Origin of the sequence: Desulfomarina profundi (assembly GCF_019703855.1) — a bacterium.
In the GTDB taxonomy this organism is placed as follows: Bacteria; Desulfobacterota; Desulfobulbia; order Desulfobulbales; family Desulfocapsaceae; genus Desulfomarina; species Desulfomarina profundi.
The window spans coordinates 1,373,274-1,393,746 of the sequence record NZ_AP024086.1 but is presented as its reverse complement, the minus strand read 5'-3'; the positions used below and the strand labels follow the sequence as shown (position 1 = coordinate 1,393,746).

The 20,473-nt window shown below is 45.9% G+C and carries 18 protein-coding genes; 14 read left to right on the top strand and 4 right to left on the bottom strand.

From position 1 onward, the window contains the following. The first annotated feature begins 8 nt into the window (after positions 1-8). The 14 genes from fliQ to LO777_RS06405 all read left to right on the top strand — a co-directional run bounded on the left by fliQ (position 9) and on the right by LO777_RS06405 (position 13,355). The gene (fliQ, locus tag LO777_RS06470) at positions 9-272 is read left to right on the top strand and encodes a flagellar biosynthesis protein FliQ (protein WP_228856712.1); all 264 of its coding nucleotides are present in this window, start codon (positions 9-11) and stop codon (positions 270-272) included. Positions 273-383: 111 nt separating this feature from the next. Then, a complete protein-coding gene (fliR, locus tag LO777_RS06465; RefSeq protein ID WP_228856711.1) occupies positions 384-1,166 on the top strand; it encodes a flagellar biosynthetic protein FliR in 783 nt (260 codons plus the stop codon). 262 nt (positions 1,167-1,428) lie between these two features. Continuing rightward, a complete protein-coding gene (gene flhB, locus LO777_RS06460) occupies positions 1,429-2,499 on the top strand; it encodes a flagellar biosynthesis protein FlhB (RefSeq protein WP_228856710.1) in 1,071 nt (356 codons plus the stop codon). Beyond that, positions 2,499-4,595, top strand: coding sequence for a flagellar biosynthesis protein FlhA (flhA, locus tag LO777_RS06455; RefSeq protein ID WP_228856709.1), 2,097 nt, complete (start codon positions 2,499-2,501; stop codon positions 4,593-4,595). The genes flhB and flhA overlap by 1 nt, the downstream gene beginning before the upstream one ends. Continuing rightward, positions 4,585-5,916, top strand: coding sequence for a flagellar biosynthesis protein FlhF (flhF, locus tag LO777_RS06450; protein ID WP_228856708.1), 1,332 nt, complete (start codon positions 4,585-4,587; stop codon positions 5,914-5,916). The genes flhA and flhF overlap by 11 nt, the downstream gene beginning before the upstream one ends. Further along, on the top strand, positions 5,909-6,817 hold the full coding sequence (locus LO777_RS06445) for a MinD/ParA family protein (protein ID WP_228856707.1): 909 nt from the start codon (positions 5,909-5,911) through the stop codon (positions 6,815-6,817). The genes flhF and LO777_RS06445 overlap by 8 nt, the downstream gene beginning before the upstream one ends. A 2-nt stretch (positions 6,818-6,819) precedes the next feature. Further along, a complete protein-coding gene (locus LO777_RS06440) occupies positions 6,820-7,551 on the top strand; it encodes a FliA/WhiG family RNA polymerase sigma factor (protein WP_228856706.1) in 732 nt (243 codons plus the stop codon). Between the two features lie 124 nt (positions 7,552-7,675). Next, positions 7,676-8,095: a hypothetical protein gene (locus LO777_RS06435; protein ID WP_228856705.1), complete on the top strand. Its 420-nt coding sequence runs from the start codon at positions 7,676-7,678 to the stop codon at positions 8,093-8,095. Positions 8,096-8,472: 377 nt separating this feature from the next. Next, positions 8,473-9,222, top strand: a complete 750-nt coding sequence (gene flgF, locus LO777_RS06430) for a flagellar basal-body rod protein FlgF (RefSeq protein WP_228856704.1) — start codon at positions 8,473-8,475, stop codon at positions 9,220-9,222. Between the two features lie 10 nt (positions 9,223-9,232). Then, positions 9,233-10,018 carry a flagellar basal-body rod protein FlgG gene (flgG, locus tag LO777_RS06425; protein WP_228856703.1) on the top strand — a complete coding sequence of 262 codons (786 nt, stop codon included), beginning with the start codon at positions 9,233-9,235 and terminating at the stop codon, positions 10,016-10,018. Between the two features lie 16 nt (positions 10,019-10,034). After that, on the top strand, positions 10,035-10,982 hold the full coding sequence (gene flgA / locus LO777_RS06420; RefSeq protein WP_228856702.1) for a flagellar basal body P-ring formation chaperone FlgA: 948 nt from the start codon (positions 10,035-10,037) through the stop codon (positions 10,980-10,982). Position 10,983: 1 nt separating this feature from the next. Then, positions 10,984-11,697 (top strand): flagellar basal body L-ring protein FlgH, encoded by a 714-nt coding sequence (locus LO777_RS06415; RefSeq protein WP_228856701.1) that lies wholly within the window; start codon positions 10,984-10,986, stop codon positions 11,695-11,697. Positions 11,698-11,837: 140 nt separating this feature from the next. Beyond that, the gene (locus LO777_RS06410; protein ID WP_228856700.1) at positions 11,838-12,962 is read left to right on the top strand and encodes a flagellar basal body P-ring protein FlgI; all 1,125 of its coding nucleotides are present in this window, start codon (positions 11,838-11,840) and stop codon (positions 12,960-12,962) included. 81 nt (positions 12,963-13,043) lie between these two features. Beyond that, positions 13,044-13,355 (top strand): rod-binding protein, encoded by a 312-nt coding sequence (locus LO777_RS06405; RefSeq protein ID WP_228856699.1) that lies wholly within the window; start codon positions 13,044-13,046, stop codon positions 13,353-13,355. Between the two features lie 46 nt (positions 13,356-13,401). On the opposite strand, the gene LO777_RS06400 is transcribed toward LO777_RS06405, so the two are convergent. The 4 genes from LO777_RS06400 to LO777_RS06385 form a co-directional block, all read right to left on the bottom strand. Beyond that, positions 13,402-14,295, bottom strand: a complete 894-nt coding sequence (locus tag LO777_RS06400; RefSeq protein WP_268907522.1) for a DMT family transporter — start codon at positions 14,293-14,295, stop codon at positions 13,402-13,404. Between the two features lie 356 nt (positions 14,296-14,651). Further along, the gene (locus LO777_RS06395; protein WP_228856697.1) at positions 14,652-16,568 is read right to left on the bottom strand and encodes a hybrid sensor histidine kinase/response regulator; all 1,917 of its coding nucleotides are present in this window, start codon (positions 16,566-16,568) and stop codon (positions 14,652-14,654) included. A 57-nt stretch (positions 16,569-16,625) separates the two neighbouring features. Beyond that, positions 16,626-18,776 carry an HDOD domain-containing protein gene (locus LO777_RS06390; RefSeq protein WP_228856696.1) on the bottom strand — a complete coding sequence of 717 codons (2,151 nt, stop codon included), beginning with the start codon at positions 18,774-18,776 and terminating at the stop codon, positions 16,626-16,628. A 57-nt stretch (positions 18,777-18,833) separates the two neighbouring features. Further along, positions 18,834-20,279 (bottom strand): diguanylate cyclase domain-containing protein, encoded by a 1,446-nt coding sequence (locus LO777_RS06385; RefSeq protein ID WP_228856695.1) that lies wholly within the window; start codon positions 20,277-20,279, stop codon positions 18,834-18,836. Between the last annotated feature and the right edge of the window lie 194 nt (positions 20,280-20,473).

Genomic DNA, 20,473 nt, shown 5'->3' with positions numbered 1-20,473 from the left:
AAATTACAATGACCCCTGAACTCGCCATTGAAATCGCAAGGAGGGCTGTTCAGACAATATTGATGGCAGCAGCACCCATGTTGATTGTCGGTATGGTCATTGGCCTTCTTGTCTCTATCTTCCAGGCCGCAACCCAGATTAATGAACAGACTCTGACCTTTGTTCCCAAGATTGTAGCCGTTTTTGTAACCTTTCTCCTGTTCGGACCCTGGATGATAAAACTGCTCCTGCTCTTCACCAGGGGGCTTTTTGATATCATGACCACACTTTAAGCCGCACGACCGTAGCAAAATGCTCCAAGTTAATACCCTTTGAATAAAAAAATGATGAAAATCTGATGGTGATAAATCGACCTTCAACAGCAAGATTTTCAGACGAGAAAAATGGACATCCAGCTTATCCCGGTAGAGCAGTTTCAGGTCTTTCTGATCGTAACGGCCAGAGTTGCAGGGTTTATTGGTGCCATTCCGGTACTCTTTTCAGCCCAGACTCCCATGCGTATTAGAACCGCACTTATTTTTGCCATTTCCCTGACACTTTTTCCCTTGATGTCCGGCGCCATAAAAGTTGTAAACTTTTCTCCCCTGCCCTTTCTTCTCCTTGTCATCGGAGAATTGCTCCTCGGTATCCTTCTGGGATTGATAGCCAGGCTCATTTTCACTGCAGTGGAGTTCGGCGCAACAGTCATTGGTTACCAGATGGGTTTTGCAGCAGCCAATGTCTTTGATCCACAGAGTAAAAAACAGGTGGCGCTCATTTCCCAATTTCAGAATGTGTTTGCCATCCTTATTTTTCTTGCCATCAATGGACACCACCTTTTTCTCAGACTGGCAGTTAAATCCTATGAACTCCTGCCCCCTGGCCAATTCAATGTTTCCGGAAAAGCCATACCATTTCTCATGGAACAGGGTTCTCATATGTTTTACCTCGGGGTGCAGTTCAGCGCCCCGGTACTTGCCGTACTTCTTCTCTCCGGCCTTATTCTTGGTGTACTCGCCCGTGTTTTTCCTCAATTGAATGTCTTTCTGCTCTCATTTCCCATCAACATCGGCACCGCTTTTGTTGTCATAGCTTTGACACTTAACATCGTCGCTGTCACAATAAGACAAGAATTTGACACTTTGCCGGAAAAATTTCTCACTCTTCTCAGTTACCTTCGTTTTTAAACTGTTTTGCAGTTTCGGTTCATTTTTTGCAATTGAAAATTCGTAACTGGTCATAGGATTTGTAACTCTGTGTTTTCATCTATCTTAACCTTGTAAGTGATCAGGGGTGCCGTAGATTCGTACAGGCGTGACTGGCCACTATAGCCCACTATGCGGGCTATCGCGACCGTGCGAATATGCGGTGCCCCTGATCACTTACGAAAATTCGTCTTCGGCTGAATACCTTTCCAGACTTAAATTTTCAGATTAACGGTGAATAAATATGGCAGAAGAGAGTCCCACCGGCGGCGAAAGGACTGAAGCCCCTTCATCGAAACGCCGGGAAGATTTCAGGAAAAAAGGACAGGTTGCGCAAAGTAAAGAAGTGCAGACGGCTGCCCTGTTTTCGATTCTGCTACTTTTCTGGCTCTTCTACCTGCCTCTTTTCTGGAAGGAGCTTGTGCGTTTTCTCACCTCTCTCTGGAATATTTCAGGTGAATACACTCTCACTTCAACTTCCGCTTACAACCTTGCCCTGTTCCTTATCCAGAAAGCTGGACTCCTTTTGGCCCCTCTCTTTCTGCTGGTACTGATAATTGGTTTTTTTTCCAGTTTTTTTCAGATCGGCTGGCTTGTCACTGCCAAGCCTCTTGTTCCCGATTTTTCCAAACTTGATCCGATATCAGGTTTTGGCCGATTTTTTTCAAAAAAATCTTTAGTTGAAGTGATTAAATCTTTAACCAAAGTCATTCTTGTCGGCTGGGCTGCCTATTCCACTGTGCTCGCCAATTTTGACCAGGCCCTGGTACTTACCCATGCCTCTGTCGGAGCAACACTTCTTTATCTGGCAAGGATTGCAGCTCTTATACTCGCCAAAGTCTGTGCTATTCTCATTTTTATCGCATTTCTTGATTTTCTTTATGTTCGCTGGGAAATGGAAGAAAAAATGAAAATGACCAAACAGGAAGTAAAGGAAGAATTCAAGGAAAGTGAAGGAGATCCTCACATCAAGGCCCAGATCAGGGCTATCCAGCAGGAAATGGCACGCAAACGAATGATGGCCGAAGTACCTGATGCAGATGTTATCGTCACTAATCCGACCCATCTTTCCGTAGCTGTCCGCTACGACTCAAAGGAAATGGATGCTCCTGTTGTGATTGCTAAAGGTGCTGATTTTATCGCCATGAAAATCCGGGAAATTGCCAGGGAGCATGAAATTCCCATCATTGAAAACCCACCAGTGGCGCGATTATTGCATGACCTGGATATAGGTGAATCAATACCTGAGGATTTATTTAAAGTAGTGGCTGAAATACTGGCCCACGTTTATTCACTCAAAGGAAAAACGGTGTAATGGAGCTGACCACGGTACAGAACAGACTGGCAAACCTGCCTATCAGGCAGCTGCTTGGAAGAAGTGATATTATTGCTTCCCTGGGCCTTGTTTCCATTCTGATGATCATGATCATCCCTCTCCCATCCATAGTGCTGGATCTTTTCCTTTCCATGAACATTACCATTGCCCTGCTGATCCTCATCATCAGCCTCTATACTGTCAAGGCTATTGATTTTTCTATTTTTCCCTCAATTCTTCTCACTTCGACTCTTTTTCGTCTGGCGCTCAACGTTGCCTCCACGCGTCTGATACTTCTGCATGGTGATGAAGGACCGGGAGCTGCCGGCTCTGTCATACAGTCATTCGGCCAGTTTGTTGTCGGGGGAAATTATGTGGTCGGTATCGTTATTTTTGCCATACTTGTCCTGATCAATTTCATGGTCATCACCAAAGGTGCCGGTCGGGTAGCTGAAGTTGCCGCCCGTTTTACCCTGGATGCAATGCCGGGGAAACAAATGGCCATCGACGCTGACCTGAATGCCGGCCTCATCAACGAAGACGAGGCCAGAAGTCGAAGGGAGGAAATTTCCAACGAAGCAAATTTTCATGGGGCCATGGATGGTGCCTCAAAATTTGTCAAGGGCGATGCCATTGCCGGTATCATTATCACCCTCATTAATATCGGTGCAGGTTTTGTTATTGGTGTTGTGCAGAAAGGTATGCCCATGGCTGAAGCTGCTGCGAACTATACTATTCTCACTGTCGGGGACGGCCTTGTCGGCCAGATTCCTGCCCTGATAATCTCAACAGCCGCCGGTCTCCTTGTAACCCGTTCCACCGGAGAAAAGGACTTCGGCAGTGATCTGAAGAAACAGTTCTCAAGAAACGGGGTTGCCTTGTGGGTTGTCTCGGCAATCCTTCTCGTTTTTGCTTTTATTCCCGGCCTGCCCTTTTTCCCTTTTCTCATCCTTTCCCTGGCCATGGCTGCTCTCGCTTTCCAGGTGGACAAAGCGAAACTTGCCGAAGAGGAGCAGGTTGAAGAACCGATTGAAGAAGCAGTTGCAGCCCAGGAAGAGAACTACGAAGAGATGCTCAATGTGGACCTGCTGCAGCTTGAAGTTGGTTATGGACTCATTCCATTTGTCGATTCAGCCCAGGATGGTGAACTGCTCAACAGAATTCAGTCAATCCGCAAACAGTTTGCCATGAATATCGGTTTTATTGTTCCTCCGGTTCATATCAAGGATAACCTGCAGCTTTCACCCAACCAGTACACTTTCTCCCTCAAGGGTGTCAAGATTGCTGAAGCCGAGATGCTTCCTGGACATTATATGGCTATGGACCCGGGAATGGTAACTGAAAAAATCCAGGGCATCGCCACAACCGAACCAGCCTTTGGGCTGCCTGCCATCTGGATTACAGAAGACAAAAAAGACCGGGCTCAGATTGCGGGGTACACCGTTGTTGACTGTACAACCGTAATGGCAACCCATATCAGCGAGATTATAAAACAGCACGCCCATGAACTTATCGGCAGGCAGGAGGTACAGGGCCTTCTCGACAACCTGGCTAAATCCTATCCGAAACTGGTTGAGGAGCTTGTACCGACAATCGTCTCACTGGGCACGATCATGCGCGTTCTTCAGAACCTGCTCAAGGAAAATGTATCCATCCGTGATCTGCGAACGATTCTCGAGACCCTTGCAGACTGGGGCGGTGTAACCCAGAATCCGGAAGTCCTCACTGAATATGTGAGACACGCCCTTGCCAGAACAATCAGCAGTGAACTTGCAGTGGACGGTGTTATTCCTGTTATAACCCTGGCAAAACCTGTTGAGGAAGCAATTCAGAATGCGGTTCAGCACAATGAGACCGGTAGCTATCTTGCCATCGATCCGGCAATCGCCCAGAATATTCTCGATTCCATAGGGCAGGCCATCACACTTTTTGATGGTTCAACACGGCCGACCCTGCTGGTAGCACCTCAGATCAGGCCACATGTTCGCAGTTTAACCGAGCGCTACTATCCAGCACTCACGGTTCTTTCCCATAACGAGATCATACCCAGCCTGAAGGTCAGATCTCTTGGTACGGTGACTCTGGATGCAAGTTAAAGTATTTGAATCAGAAGATATGGCATCTGGGTTGAAGATGGTCAAGAAGGAGCTTGGACCAGATGCTCTTATCCTCTCCACCAGGACTATCAAAAACGGGAAAATGGGTCTACTCGGGAAACCCATGCTGGAAATTACCGCTGCAATAGATTCAGTCCAGCCTGCCATTTCTGAAGAGACTCAATCTTTTTCCGTAAAGGAGCCTGCAATGAAAAAGAGGAGGGCTTCGGGGTTCAACTGTGTAGTGGATGACACTTTTCCCACACATTCATCCCAGCAAAATGAAAAAAATCAAAAATATCCTGACCTGTCCGCTGATAAAAATTTGGAAAACATCCAGTCAAACACTGCTGAACCTTCAGGTGATTCCATAAGAAGCGAAGTCAATGAATTAAAAGATCTGGTCAGGGATCTGGCCAGGGAAATATCCAGGATTGGCAGTTCTGAAAAAAACAGTGGAACAACCAATCCTCAGAGTCTGCAGGTTTCCGGAAATTTCCACCATGACAGGAGACAGCAGATCCAGGGCGATCATATTCTTTCATTATTAATCAATCGCGGCATTAATGTTGAATCTTCAAGAACCATTGCCTCATTTCTCAGGGAAAGCTTGACTGAACAGGAATTGTGCATGGAAGACCTGGTCAGAGATGCCATAGTTGAAACTATTCAGGATCTAATAGAAGTATCCCCTCCTGATTTCAATACCCTGGATGGTCAGCACATCATGGCATTTGTCGGACCTACAGGTGTTGGAAAAACAACGACACTGGCCAAAATTGCGGCCTTCTATCTTGCGGGATTTTCCAGATCCATTGCCCTCATCACCATTGACACATACAGAATCGCCGCAGTGGAACAACTCAAGGTCTACGGTGAAATCATGCATCTTCCTGTCGATGTTGTGATTACTCCGGATCAGCTGGTACAGGCGATCGAAAAACACAGGGATAAAGAGCTTATCCTTATAGATACAGCAGGCCGAAGTCCCAGGGATGAATTCTGTATCGAAGAACTCTCCACCTTCCTTCATCCGGAACTCAATATTGAAAAGCATCTGGTTCTTTCCGCCACTACACGTGAAAAAGAACTACTCGAAACAATCGGGCGCTTTGAACCTCTTGGGATCTCCCACACGATCTTCACCAAAATTGATGAATGCACTAACCTTGGAATTCTGCTGAACATACAGATTCAAAACAGTAACCCTCTCTCCTATGTTACAAACGGGCAACGTGTCCCGGAGGACCTGCTGGAGATTTCGCAAAAAAAGGTAGCGGAACTCATCATGTCCCAACATGAAGGACCAATGCATGACTAATACATCACACAATACAGGCGATCAGGCACAGACACTGAGAGATTTGAGTTCCCAGCACCACACCCCTGCCTTCCAAAATGACAGCGAGAGTGTTACCAGTGTCTACTCCATCACCAGTGGTAAAGGCGGCGTGGGTAAAACCGCGGTTGTAGCAAATCTTGCCTACACACTTGCAACAATGGGTAAGCGTGTCCTTATACTTGATGCGGATCTTGGACTCGCCAATATCGATGTGGTCTTCGGTCTTACACCCACATATAATCTCAATCATTTTTTCTCCGGCGACCATGAGTTACAGAAAATAATTGTAGATGGTCCCCTGGGAATAAAAATCCTGCCGGCAGGATCAGGAATTCAGAATTTTACCCGCCTTGACACCCATCAGAAAATGAGGCTTCTTGATGGACTTGATTCCATGCATAATCATTTTGACTATGTCCTCATTGATACTGAAGCAGGTATTTCCGAAAACGTCACCTATTTCAATACAGCTGCCCAGGAAATTCTGGTGGTAACCACACCAGAACCCACCGCCATTACAGATGCATATGCTCTGATGAAACTGCTCTCAACCCAGTATCACGAAAAAAAATTCAACCTTCTCGTCAACCAGATTCGCACGGAAGATGACGCCCTTGATGTCTATCGAAAGTTGACCATGGTTGCAAACAGGTACCTTGACATTTCCATAGATTATCTGGGGTCTATCCCAGAGGATCGTCAGATGATCGAGTCCATAAGAAAGCAGAAAGTCATCAGTGAACTCTCTCCGGGATCAAAAATTAGCAATGCTTTTTCCAAGCTTGCCAGCCGTATCTGCTCTGAACCAACACAGGTTGATCCCAAGGGAAATATCCAGTTTTTCTGGAAGAAACTGCTTAAAATCGGAGGAAGAGTTTAGGGATGCTCTATAACCAAAATCCTCATAATAACGACAGATCCCGCCTTATCCGGGACAACCTTTACCTGGTTGACATTATTGTCGGCAGAATGGTCACCCAGGTGCCCTCCTTTATGAACAGGGATGACATGAAAAGTGCCGGCATGGTTGGACTGCTGGACGCCTCAAATAAATTTGATCCAAGCAAAAAAATATTATTCAAAACCTTTGCCGAGTATAGAATCAGAGGTGCCATTCTTGATGAAATGAGAAAACTTGACTGGTTTTCCCGCTCCCTGAGAGACAAACAGAACAGAATCGGGAAAACAATTGCTGACCTCGAACTGCAACTGGGAAGAGACCCGGAGGACCACGAAGTTGCCAGGGCAATGAATCTTTCCCTGGAAGAGTATCAGTCAATGCTTGGGGAAGTGAGCCACCTGGGCTGCGTCAGCCTGAATGAAACGCTCGATCATACCGTCGAAGGGAGATCCTTTCTTGAAACACTTGTTGACCAGCGAACCAGTGCTCTCCCCGGAAAAAGAATTGAAGACCAGGAATTGACGAAAAAGCTGGCGGAAATCATAGGACAATTATCTAAAAAAGAACAACTGGTCATCTCCCTGTACTACTATGAAGAGCTGACCCAGAAGGAGATAGCTGAAATCCTGGAGCTGTCGGAGGGCCGGGTCTCCCAGCTGCACAGCCAGGCCCTGATAAAACTCAGAAACAAAGTCGAAGCCAGACTCCACTGACCCGCGCCTGGTACAATTACTTCATCTCATGGTTTGTTGAATTTCATGGGTAATCAGAGAGTTAACCTTATTTCCAACCTACTTTTAAAAATACGCCCGTTATTGATTCAGGGGAAAAACCAAAATGGATTTCTTCATTTCACCACACCATATTCTCATTATTTCACTCATCCTGCTGGGATTCTGTATTCTCTTGAAGGCCCTCTCTCTGAAAAAGGAGAAGGAACTCCTCCTCCGACAACTTACCCAAACCAGTAACAGCTATGAACAGGTCAAAAGGGAACTGGAAAAAATACGGGAACAGCACGACAGAATTGCCAGGTTTCAAAACAGTTTGAGCGAGGCAGAACTGACAACCAGGCTTCAGCAGTCAAGACTTACATCACAACTTTCACCAGCCAAGGGATCAACACCCGAAAGATATCGATTTGTTCATTCTCTTCTCGGCCAGGGCATGAGTACTGAGGAAATCGCTGGAATCCTGTCTGTATCCACCCATGAAGCACAACAGCTTGTTGCCCTGGCCAAACTTGCAGGAACCTGAAAAAAACTGGTTCCGCCAAACACCTTGGTGTTCAAAATTGCCGGAATTTCCTATTTAACCTAAACCCTGCAATTGGCAAGTTTATCGAAGAAGTGAGGTATCAAAGGCGCAGACGTATTAACATACTTCAAACCGTTGATAACGAAGCAGATTCGGTGAAATTGCCAATCCCGCAGGGCAAAAGAATAAAGAAAAAAAGATCTCACTCGGATAGTGAATGGTACAGCCCGTACCGTGACATGATAATTATCCGTTTCTACAGTGAAAATATTTTTTTCTTTTTTCTTGAAGTGCAGGATTTAGGTTTAAGAAAAAGAGTTGTGCTGCCGATACTATAACAGAACAATCAAAAGCAATCTCAACATGGAATTCACTCAATGGTCTCAGGAAAATATGCCGCACTTGCCGGTGCAATATCAAGAGAACAGTCTATTGCCAATATCAGCGCAAACCTGGCCAATATCAGTACAACAGGCTTCAAAAAGTCCACCGTCAGCTTTGAAGCCATACTCAAGGGTGAACAGCAGGCCAATAGCGCAAAAGGAATCAATTACGACAGGATAAAAAAGAATTATATCGACTTTACTCCCGGCCCAATGAAACCAACGGAAAATCCACTGGACATTGCAATAAACGGGTCTGGTTTTTTCAAGGTTCAGGGCAGAGATGGAATTCTCTATACGAGAAGAGGTGACTTCCAGATAAACGAAGAAGGATTGCTGACCACCAGTAACGGTCTCAAGGTTCTTGATGAAGCCGGGGCAGAAATAACCATTCCCGATACTGACACCAGCAGCATAGGTGTTGGTAACAGTGGTACGATTTTCATCCTTGGTCCCAGAGGCAGCAGAGCCGAAGTTGCAAAACTGGCTATTGTTGATGTTGACGATACATCAAAACTGAAAAGGGAACCGGATACTACATTTTCTCTCCAAAACGGAGGGAATGAAATTCCGGCCGAAAATTACAGGGTGCTCCAGGGTAGACTGGAACTCTCCAATGTCAATATGGCCACAGAAATGGCAAAACTCATAGATAATCAGAGAACTTTCGAAACATATCACAAAGTATTGAAAAGTTATTCCACCATCGGTGAAAAACTCGAAGAGCTCGGAACAGTAGGATAAGAGGAATATTATGATCAGATCGCTCTGGACCGGTACAACCGGTATGCATGGACAGCAATTGAACATCGACGTCATTGCCAATAATCTCGCCAATGTCAGTACCACGGGGTTTAAAAAGAGCAAAGCAGATTTTCAGGATCTCCTCTACCAGACCATGAAGGTACCTGGCAGCCAGACATCCACCGACACGGAATCACCTACCGGTATTCTGATCGGCCTTGGTGTCAAGCCTGCCGCCGTCACCAAAATCTTCACCCAGGGGGATCTTATTCTTACGGAAAATGAGCTGGATGTAGCCATTGAAGGCAATGGATTTCTTCAGATTGAAATGCCAAACGGCAATACAGCCTATACCCGTGCCGGCGCTCTCAAAAGAGACAGCAACGGCAGATTGACCAATTCAGACGGATATCCTGTTCTGCCAACCATTACCATTCCCGATGGATCCAGACAGATAACCATCAGTGAAACCGGAATTGTCAGCGCCCTTATTGGCGACGATACTGTCAGCACCGAACTGGGAACCATGGAACTCGCAACCTTTACCAATCCCGCCGGTCTTGCAGCAATTGGTAAAAATCTTTTTGAAGAGACGTCCGCTTCTGGTACGGCACAAACCGGAACTCCCGGTGAAGATGGATACGGTACTCTTCTGCAAACCTATCTTGAAGGTTCCAATGTTAATATCGTTGAGGAAATCGCCAATATGATCACGACCCAGAGAGCTTATGAGATCAATTCCAAAACAATCCAGACTTCTGATGAAATGATGCAGACAACAAACAACCTTGTATAGGATAAACTTTTCTGAAATGTTCAAAAAAATTCTTCTCATAGTTTTCATTATTTCAACAACCGTACCTGCCTATGGTCTGCAGATCACCTTCAGGAAGAATGCTACTGTAAACGGTAGATCCATCACCCTTGGTGATATTGTTGATTTTGATGAAGATTCAGAGTTCAGCCGGGCTCTGGCATCCCAGGTAATCGGCCAGGCTCCTCTGCCGGGAGAAACTGTTTCTCTTCGTTCACTGCGGATCAAAAACTATCTGCTCACAACATTGGATTTACCGGATAACACCCTCTGGAAAGGCTCTCCCTCAGTCTCTCTGAGTCGACTCGGCATTTATATCGGACCCACCAAAATCCTGAAAATCATAGACGAATATCTTGAAAAAAATAAAAGGAACCTGCCAGACGCTGAAATTCATTTTAATCCCGGTGCCCTTCCGATTCCCTTTACCCTGCCTGCCGGAAAACTCACCTATGAAGTTGTACCATCCAACCCTCGAATTCTTGGGAGTTCGCGTTTCTCAATTATTTTCAGGGTCAATGATCGCGTAGCCAAAAACATGTCCATAAAAGGAAAACTTGAAGCTCTGGCACCGGTGGTTATTGCTGCGACCAGGTTATCAAAAGGTACAATTTTAAACAGAAGCCATCTTACCCTGGCAACAAGAGATCTCGGCAAGTTTTCATCTGCTGGTACAGATATTAATAAATTCTTTGGAAAGAGATTAAAACGAAGTCTCAGAGAAGGTTCTGTCATCAATACCGCGATGATAGAAGCACGCCCTGTCATAAAAAGAGGACAACGTGTAAAAATTGTTCTCCACCATGGTGCCATGTTCCTGTCCGCTGTTGGTATCGCGAGAAATGATGGACGTCAGGATCAGATGATTCGTGTACAGAACATCAGTTCAAATAAAATAATCTACTGCCGGGTCGCATCCGCCGGCCTGGTGGAGGTGGTGCTGTAAAATGAATAAATTGAAGAAAACCCTTGCTGTTTCAAAAATCATACTCAATGTACTTGTCCTTGTTTTCCTGACATCCTGTGCTTCTCCCCCACCCAGAATTGCAACCATCCCGGAACCTCTGGAGGAAATCAAGACAGGTGATTCAATAGCAAAGGAAAGCGGATCCATCTGGAGTGAAAGAAACAGTTCCATGTTTGCCGACAGAAAGGCGAAAAATATCGGAGATATTGTAACCGTACTTATTTCAGAGCAGGCCAGTGCCTCAAAACAGGCCTCCACCAAAACGGATCGTACAACCAGCATGTCTGCGTCCATTCCCAATTTTTTTGGTCTTGAAAATGATAAGATCTGGAACGGCCATAATCCTGTTGATCTCTCTAACCTGGTCAAGGCCGATTTTAAAAATGGCTTTGACGGTAATGGAACGACCACCCGCAAGGAGGATCTGACGGCATCCCTCACCACCCAGGTCGTCGGTAAATACCCAAATGGCCAGCTAAAAATCAGGGGCGGAAAGGAAGTTATGGTCAACAATGAGGTCCAGATTATCTACCTTACCGGAATTGTCAGGCCCGTTGACATTACAGCCGCCAACACGGTCAGCTCAAATAAGATACTGAACGCACGCATCACCTATACCGGCAAAGGGGCAGTCAGTGACAAACAGGAACCCGGCTGGATGATGCGGACACTTGATAATATCTGGCCGTTTTAGTGCCTTACTCCTGAATTTCTATCATAAAAAACAAGAAAGGGGAAGGTGTTGTGAAATTAAATAGTTAGGTTTTTTTCAAGGCACTTATACCCCCTTGTTGGGTGTTAGGCTGCATTTTATCTGAAAATGGAACAATAGTCATGAAACATATATTCTCAGTTTTAATCATCACAACATTGATAGTCTCTCTCCTGTCACCTGATGATTCCTATGGTGTACGTATAAAAGACATTGCCCAGGTCCATGGAGTAAGAAACAATCAGCTCATGGGATACGGTCTTGTTACTGGTCTGAACGGTACAGGGGATGATATGAAAAAATCGAAATTCACCCTTCAGGCTGTCTACAATATGATGACCAGGCATGGTATCACTATCGATCCTGCAAAAATTAATGACATAAAAATCAAAAATGTTGCGGCTGTCATTGTCACTGCAAATCTCCCGCCTTTTGCCCGATCAGGCTCCACCATCGATATTCAGGTTTCATCAATGGGTGATGCGAAAAGCCTGGCAGGGGGCACACTCCTCATGACACCTCTCGTCGGAGCTGATGGAAAGGTGTACGCTGTAGCCCAGGGTCCTCTGGCCATAGGAGCCTTTTCCTTTGGCGGCAAGGCTGCCCAGGCCCAGAAAAACCATCCCACAGTCGGTCGGATTGCAGGTGGCGCGATAGTCGAGAACAGTGTCAACGTCGATATCGGTAAAGACGGCACTCTTGAATACCAGCTTCGCCAGGCGGATTTCACCACATCGGCAAATATGGCTGAGGCAATCAACAGAAGATTCGGCAAGGGAACAGCCTTTCCTGAAAGTTCTTCATCCGTAAAGGTTTTGATACCCAAATCATACAGAAACAGGATCGTGGAATTTGTCGCAGGTATGGAACATCTCGATGTGGATGCCGATTCCACAGCAAAAGTTGTAGTCAACGAACGAACGGGGACCATCGTCATGGGTAAGGACGTCCGGTTATCAACCGTTGCGGTGTCCCATGGGAATCTGAGCTTGATCATCAGGGATGATTACGAAGTCTCCCAACCCAACCCCCTGGCTGAAGGAGACACTGTTATTACCCCTAAAACCAATGTCTCTGTTGTTGAAGAGGAAGGAGAGCTTGTTCTCCTTGACATGAAAAAAGGAATTTCCATCGGTGAAATCGCAAACGCTCTGAATGCCATTGGTGCCACTCCGAGAGATCTTATTGCAATTTTTCAGGCAATAAAAGCGTCCGGGTCCATGCATGGCGAACTTATTATTCTTTAAACCGAAATGACCGAGTCGTATGGACCATGACTGCGGCAGGATAACCTTTTTCAGTACAGTTTCCAAATCAAGGTGCGGAAAATGGATTTCAAAATAGATCCGAGGATGTTGATCAGTCCGAAACCCCCGACGACCTCAGACAGAAAAGCTCAAGACCTGAAAGCTCTGAGAGAATCAAGCCAGCAACTTGAATCTCTGTTTGTTATGGAAATGTTGAAAGCCATGCGCAAGACCATTCCTGAAGGAGGACTTTTTGAAAAAAGCACTTCCACGGAAATTTATCAGGAAATGCTTGATATGGAGACAGCAAAAGCCACAGTTGCCGGCCCCGGCCTTGGAATTGCCGATGCCATTTACAAACAGATGGCGCCACTCATTGAAAAGAAAAAATAACCGTTCAATCAAATTGTTAACCAGAATTCTCAAATAGACACTTTGATTATTTTTGCAAAGCGACTTTTCCTGGGGGTCTGAACGTTGTAAGCATGATGCCTCCAAAAATAAAAGGAATTGCCTGAAGATGATTGGCGGTGAGGGTTTCACCGAGAAAAATCACCGCAAGAATGGTGCTGAAAACGGGCATAAGATGAATAAATGGCCCGGCAATATTAGCCCCGACCTCGGCGATAGCACGATTCCAAAAAATAAACGCCAGGACAGAGGCAAAAAGTGCAACGTAGATAATGGTAATCACAGAGTTAACAGTGAGAACCATTGTTTTTCCTGAGAACAGCTCGAGAACATAAAATGGCAGCAGGGCAATTAATCCCACAATAACAATTGCGCTCAGGTATGCAAGAGGATGCAACTCCTGTGGATATCTTTTCAGGTTCACCGAGTAAAGTGCCCAGACAACAGCCGCAATAAACACCAGAACATCTCCATGGTTATACTGTAGTCTGACAAGCGTTGAAATATTTCCACCGGAGATAATCAGGATTACACCGCTGAACGAAATACACACCCCGATACATTGTCTGAAGCTGAGACGTTCGTTGTAAATCCCCCATGATATAATTACGATAATTACAGGAATACAGGAATTAACGAGCACGGCATTAATGGCAGTTGTCGATTGTAAAGCCAGATAGATAAGGCTATTAAAGCCGGTGACACCTAACAGACCCTGCATAATAATAAACTTTTTATGCCGGATGGCAATTTCCCGCTGAATGTAAAGATGTTTGAAGGCAAAGGAAGAGAGAATGAGCAGTGCAACCGCCCATCGCCAGAAAGAGAGAGTAATTGGTGGAATTTGCGCATTCATTCCCCTACTGAGAACAAAATTACCAGACCAGAAAAGTGTCGTCATAATTAAAAGAATATATGGCATTTATCAATTATTCCCGGAAGAAATCACAAAGCCGTCTAACCCTTATTCCTCATCAGTTCAGGCGGCGTCAGCTTCACAGTTTTTGACAGTAAATTATAGTGACCTGTAACTTACTGTCAGGTAATGCAGACCAAGAAATGCTGCGGTAGAAAGCGTCGTCCGGACTGATCTCTGGTGAACATTGTGGAAAATTTACAGCATTGTTTATGGTTGCCAATTGTTTGTATTATGCAGGTATTCTAAAAATTAACACAAGTTCATGAGAAATACTGGCTGAAAGTTGATGTTTCATATATCGGGGCATCCTTTCCGCCCCTGCCAGTTGTTTTTTAAGCCAGGAACGTTTACGGAAAGAATCAAGGAGGGGAATGGGACAGCGCCAGTTTCACGGCTCCTCCCAACTGCTCAAGGGTATAGGGCTTTTTGATGAACCTGCTTGCTCCCAGGCTCAGGGTCTTGTGAACTTCCTCGTTCTGGGCAAAACCGCTGGCAATAATTGCCCTCTGGCCGGGTTTGACCTGGATAATCCGTTCATAGGTCTCACGACCATTCATACCCCGTTCAAGTATCATGTCAAGAAGAACAAGGTCAACGGAATTGTGTCGTATATACTCCACCGCCTCCTCTCCGCTTCCTACAGCATCTGCCCTGTAGCCAAGGTAGCGTAACAGGCTGCTGGCAATTTTTCTCTGTTTTTCCTGGTCGTCAACAACGAGAATTTTTTCCCGGCTTCCCTTTATCTGTGCATCATAAGCAACGACCTTACTCCGTTGTTCGATACGATCTTCCGTAGCCGGAATATACAGGTCAAAGCAAGTCCCTTCTTCACTGCTTATCAAATCGATAAACCCATCGTGATCATGAATCGCATTCCAGACAATAGACAACCCCAGGCCAGTTCCACTCTTTCCCATCTTTTTTTTCGAATAAAAAGGCTCAAAGATCTTTCCCCTGTCTCCAGCCAGGATACCGGATCCGTTATCCTGCACGCTGAGTACATTATAGATCCCGGGTGGGATCTTCTCGTATCCGGAACGTGTACTGGAAAGGACAACTCGATCCGTTCGAAGTTCAATGGTTCCTTTTCCTTTCAATTCTTCGGCCGCATTACTAACCAGGTTCATTATGACCTTGCCGAGATGCACTTCGGAACAATAACTGTTTAAAGGACCGGCTTCATATCGTTCAACTATTGTAATTCCCTCAAAATGCTCATCTCCTCTCTCCCTGAATACACGAAGAAATTTTCTGAGCAACAGGTTGAGATCACATACTTTTTTTTCAATTGTTGCCCCACGGGCAATGGTAAGCAGATCCGAAACTACCGAAGCGGCCTCCCGACCAGTCTCATGGATAATTTTTACATACTCGGACAAGGAGTGTTCTCTGCCAAGTTCGAGCAGCAACAACTCCGGCATGGTTACAAGCCCGGACAGGATATTGTTGAGGTCATGTGCTACCGACCCCGCCATAAGGCCCAGGGTTTCCATTTTAGAGGATACGGCAAGTCGTTTTTCCAGTTCGATTTTTTCCTGTTCAGCCAGAACCCGCTCAGTAATATCACGAATAGCACAGACCTGAACAATCTTCCCCCTGTATTTCATCCGACGGCAGTTGACTTCAACAGGGAAACGACTACCATCCCTCCGGATTCCTGTCAGTTCTCCCTCTTCTTCCAATCGGCAGATATTGCCGGAAAAACCATGATCTTTTCCTGACTCCAGTAGTATTTTTTCCCGAAAGAGCTGCCCGCGAAGCTCCTTGGGGTCATACCCAAACATATCGGTAAACTGTTTGTTGGCATCAAGAAGACGCCCTTCCGAATGGATAACAATGCCCTCCCAAGATGCATCGATCAACAGTTTTTCTCTCTCCTTGCTTAAAGCAAGGTCGTGTAACAATCGACTTCGCTCAACAGCTTTATTCATGGTGTTGAACAGTAATTCGTAATCCAGCGGCTTTCTGAGATAATCGTAAGCGCCAAGTTTCATGGCCTCAACTGCTGTTTCAACCCTTGCAAATCCAGTCAGCATTATGGTAGACACATCCCTGTTTTCACCCGTCAGCTTTTCCATTATGCGATAACCGGGCATGTCCGGCAGATCAACATCCAAAAGGAGAAGATCAAAGACCTCCTTCTTCAGCAGCGCCAGGGCCTGGCGACCTTCCAAGGCAAGTGAAACATGATAACCATTACACCGCAAAACCTCTGCAAGACTATGACAGAAATGGGGCTCGTCATCCACAAGAAGAATTCGTTTTACATCATTCATGATACTACTCGCCTCCAGTTACAGGCTAACCCCAGGCATAGACCTTCGCACTGATTTTTATAATGTTCCATTGGCAGTTGACCTGTTTACAAGAGGCAGGGAGACAATAAACTCTGAACCTTTACCCGGTTTACTTTTACAGTTTACACTTCCACTCAGTTCCTTCACCAGAGAGCTGACAATAGCTAGCCCAAGACCGGAATGCCCCTTTCCCTTACTACTGAAAAATGGATCAAAGATGTGAGCCAGCTCTTTTTCACCAATTCCCGGACCGTCATCGCGAACCGTTATCTCGATTCGGGGGCCGTTAACTAAAGTATGGGCGGTTGCAACCCATACGGAGCCATCAGCCCCCACTGCTTCAACAGCATTTTTTACCAGATTGAGGACAACCTGTTTAACGAGTTCTCCGTCAGACACAATCTCAGGGAGATTTTGCGCGGGCTGAAAATAGATCCGTACCAGAGACGAATATAAAAAAGACTTGGACAAAACAGCAAGAAACCCCCCTAACAATTTGTTGATATCAAGAGGCTGGCAACTCCCAAAAGCAGGTGTTGAAAAGGTATCTAATTTCTGAACAATCCGTGCTATCCTGCTGATTTCCCCATCAAGGATGGCCAACTCCTTTAAAACTGGGCTTTCGTCAGACAGCTTCAGTTCAACAACTTTCAAATAGTTGCGAATGATACCCAATGGGTTGTTAACTTCATGCACTACTCTGGCTGCAGTCATGGCTGCCGTTTCCAAACGAGCTTCCTGTATCTTCTGTTCCTGGGTTCTTTTTACTTCCCCGAGATAAAGAGACATTGCAGCTTGAGCTGCAAGTAACTTAAGAAGATCTGAGTCGTGCTCAACAGGGTTCTTACCTTCCCGGTTCTCCTCCAGACCGAGAACTATCAGGCCAACCCCTTTGTTGTGCACCTTCATCGGCACATACAGGGTCCCATCCCGCCCAAGGCTTTCCATCAACTGGAGGTCGGCAAGCCCTCTTACCTCATCATCTTGACCAATTTTTTTAACTTTTCCTTCGTTTAAAACCCGAACCAACATTGAGTCATTCTGCTGCAGAGAAATAGTAAGGTCGTGAATTTCCTTACTATATATATTACTATTTGAGCAGCAGGCGCGTAGTTGGTCCTGCTCAAAATCACGGAGAAAAAAAATAATCTTTTCACAGTCAAAAAGCAAAACAAGGGCCTGTTCGACAGCCTGCAACTGCTCATCGCGCGATCTTGCCTGAAGCAGACTGGCTGAAAACCCGTTCAATAGAGAATAGTTTTTCACCAGCTCCTGCAGCTTTCCGTCATCGCTGCAAAGCACCGGCTCTGCTTCAGTTCTTTTTTCCGTCGGCGGTTTTACCTTGACCCCCAGGGTTTTTGCCGTTTCGACGACCTCTTCCTCTACCCCTGCCCGAAGATCATCGATCTCTCCACTGTGAAATCCTAAAAGCTGTTCTCCAGCCTTGTATAGTCCATCAAGACCCTGCTGTTCATAACGATTACAACAGGTGGCCAGCCGGATAATCCTGACCAGAGGAAATCCGCCCTGAACCTGTTCCAAAGCAGTATGGTGATAAAGAATGGCATCGGCCAGGAAAGAACCAAGCTTCCAGTGACGAATCAGCCAGGCACCAGCCTCGCAATGATTGATACCTATCCGCTCTTCTTCAAGGGCACAGAGCTGCTGAGAGGAAGAGGGCTGCTCCTGCCACACTGCTGTATACTCACCAGGAAAATTCATCCACAGTAACAACTCACCCAGGTTATTCAACAGACCGGCAAGATAGGCCTCCTCAAGATTTGCATAGTTGGTCTTTTCGGCAATCCTGCGCGCATAGACAGCCGTAGTCAACGAATGCCACCAGAAAACTGGCAGAGAAAAGCACTCACTGTTTTTCAGACTGCCAAACACCTGGTAGACAGAGGCAGTAACGGTAATATTCTTTATCGTTTCCACTCCGAGATAAACTACAGCCTGGTCCAGGGAGACAAACCTGTTCTTCACCCCAAAAGCCGCAGAATTGACCAGTTTTAACAGACGCGAGCTGATTGCGGGATCCTTGCGAATAAGAGCAGACAACTCAGAGAGGTGGACATCCTCTTTCTCGCAGGTTTCGATCACCTGCAATAAGACCTGGGGCAGGGACGGCAGAGTATCCGATTTCCGTAATGTCTGATAAACGCATTTTTTCCTGTCTCTGTCCATGGATGAAGATTCTCCCAGTAATTCTCAGGAATCTGTGAAGGATATCGTGGAATACCCTTACGGGTTTGCCTGGCGGGCTGAAAAAACCCTGTTTCGCGTACGGGCAGTTTTTTCGTAATAGTGAAAATTATTCTTTCCGTTATGTTTCACAAAATACATGGCCCAGTCAGCCCTTTGCAAAAGCTCCTCTTCAAGGTTGCCGTGTTCAGGAAACAGGGCAATACCGATACTTACTCCAATCTTCACTTCCTGATCCGTAAGCCGGAAAGGCACGTTGAATTCTGCAAGAATCTTTGCAGCAACCTTCCCACTGTCTTTATGCCCCTGGATCCCCGGAAGCAGAATGGTAAATTCATCCCCGGCGATCCTGGCCAGGGTATCCCCCTCCCGCAGGCAGGACCTCAGCCGCGAGCTGAACGACTGGAGAAGCTGGTCACCATACCGATGCCCGAATGTATCGTTAATATCCTTGAAACCATCTATGTCAAGAAACATAACCGCAAGTTTCTCGTGGTTTCTTCTGGCCTGACTGATGGCAAGCCTGAGACGATCCTGAAACAAGCTGCGATTAGGCAGATTGGTCAGGCTGTCATGGTAGAGCTGGTGATAAAACTGTTTTTCCAGTTTTTTCCGCCGGGAAACATCACGTAATACACCATATGTTCCCAAAAAAACATTTTGGGGGAACTGAGAGCCGCCTTTGTATACTCCGGTCGAAAAAAGCTCAACCTCGACTACAGGATGTTTATCATTGCCCCAGCGTACCAGACGTAATTCGATATCCCGCGAAGCCCGTTTCCCTGTTCTCCGCTCACTGAGTGCAAAGCGCACCTTTTCCATATCTTCAGGATAAACAAGTCTGCTATAATGGCGGCCAATGAAATCATTCGCCGGAAGACCGAGAAGCGCCTGGGCCTGACGGTTAATAAAGGCGATTTTCCCCTGCTGATCCAGGAGATAGATGATATCGGGTGAATTGTTCACCATATATCGATGGAGGATCTCAGATTTCAACAGATCTGCACGGCTCTGCTGTACCACTGGCTTCGTTCGTCCTGTTTGGCGAAGTATTTTCTCTACAGATGCAAGCAGTTGATCGGGAGAATAGGGCGTTTTGAAAAAGTCATCCACACCCTGCCTCAGTCCCCAGAGAACTTTCTCGAGAGTACAGTCCCTGCTCAGAAAGATAAGTTTGCCTTTTCTGTTCAGTCTTTTGATTTTCTCAACGATCTGCGAGTGGCCATTTTCCATGACATCCAGATCAAGAATGATCAATGGGAAGTTTTGAGTTGCCAGCAGGCTGATGATTTCTTCTCTACCTTCTGCACTCTTACAGGCAAATCCTGAGGCCTCAAGCAGGTGCTGAAGGCTGGTATTGAAACGCCGCTGACTCCCTATCAGCAAGATTTCCTCATTCCCTGGAGAGGAAAAAATTCCAGGCGATAATTCCCGTATCGGAAGAAATGATGCCTGTGTCTGTGGCGATCGTAACTTTTCCATCATTGACTATTCTCTCAGCCCCCTTCCCTCAAAATATTTCACATAACTCCACTCTTTTTTACATGGCACCTGGAACAAACCAACCACACTGAAAAATAATATCGTATAGGTAAATATACTCATGCAGGCATACATATCTTCCCTATATCACATAGAACATTTACAGGCTAATGAAAAATACTCTCATAACAGGTTTG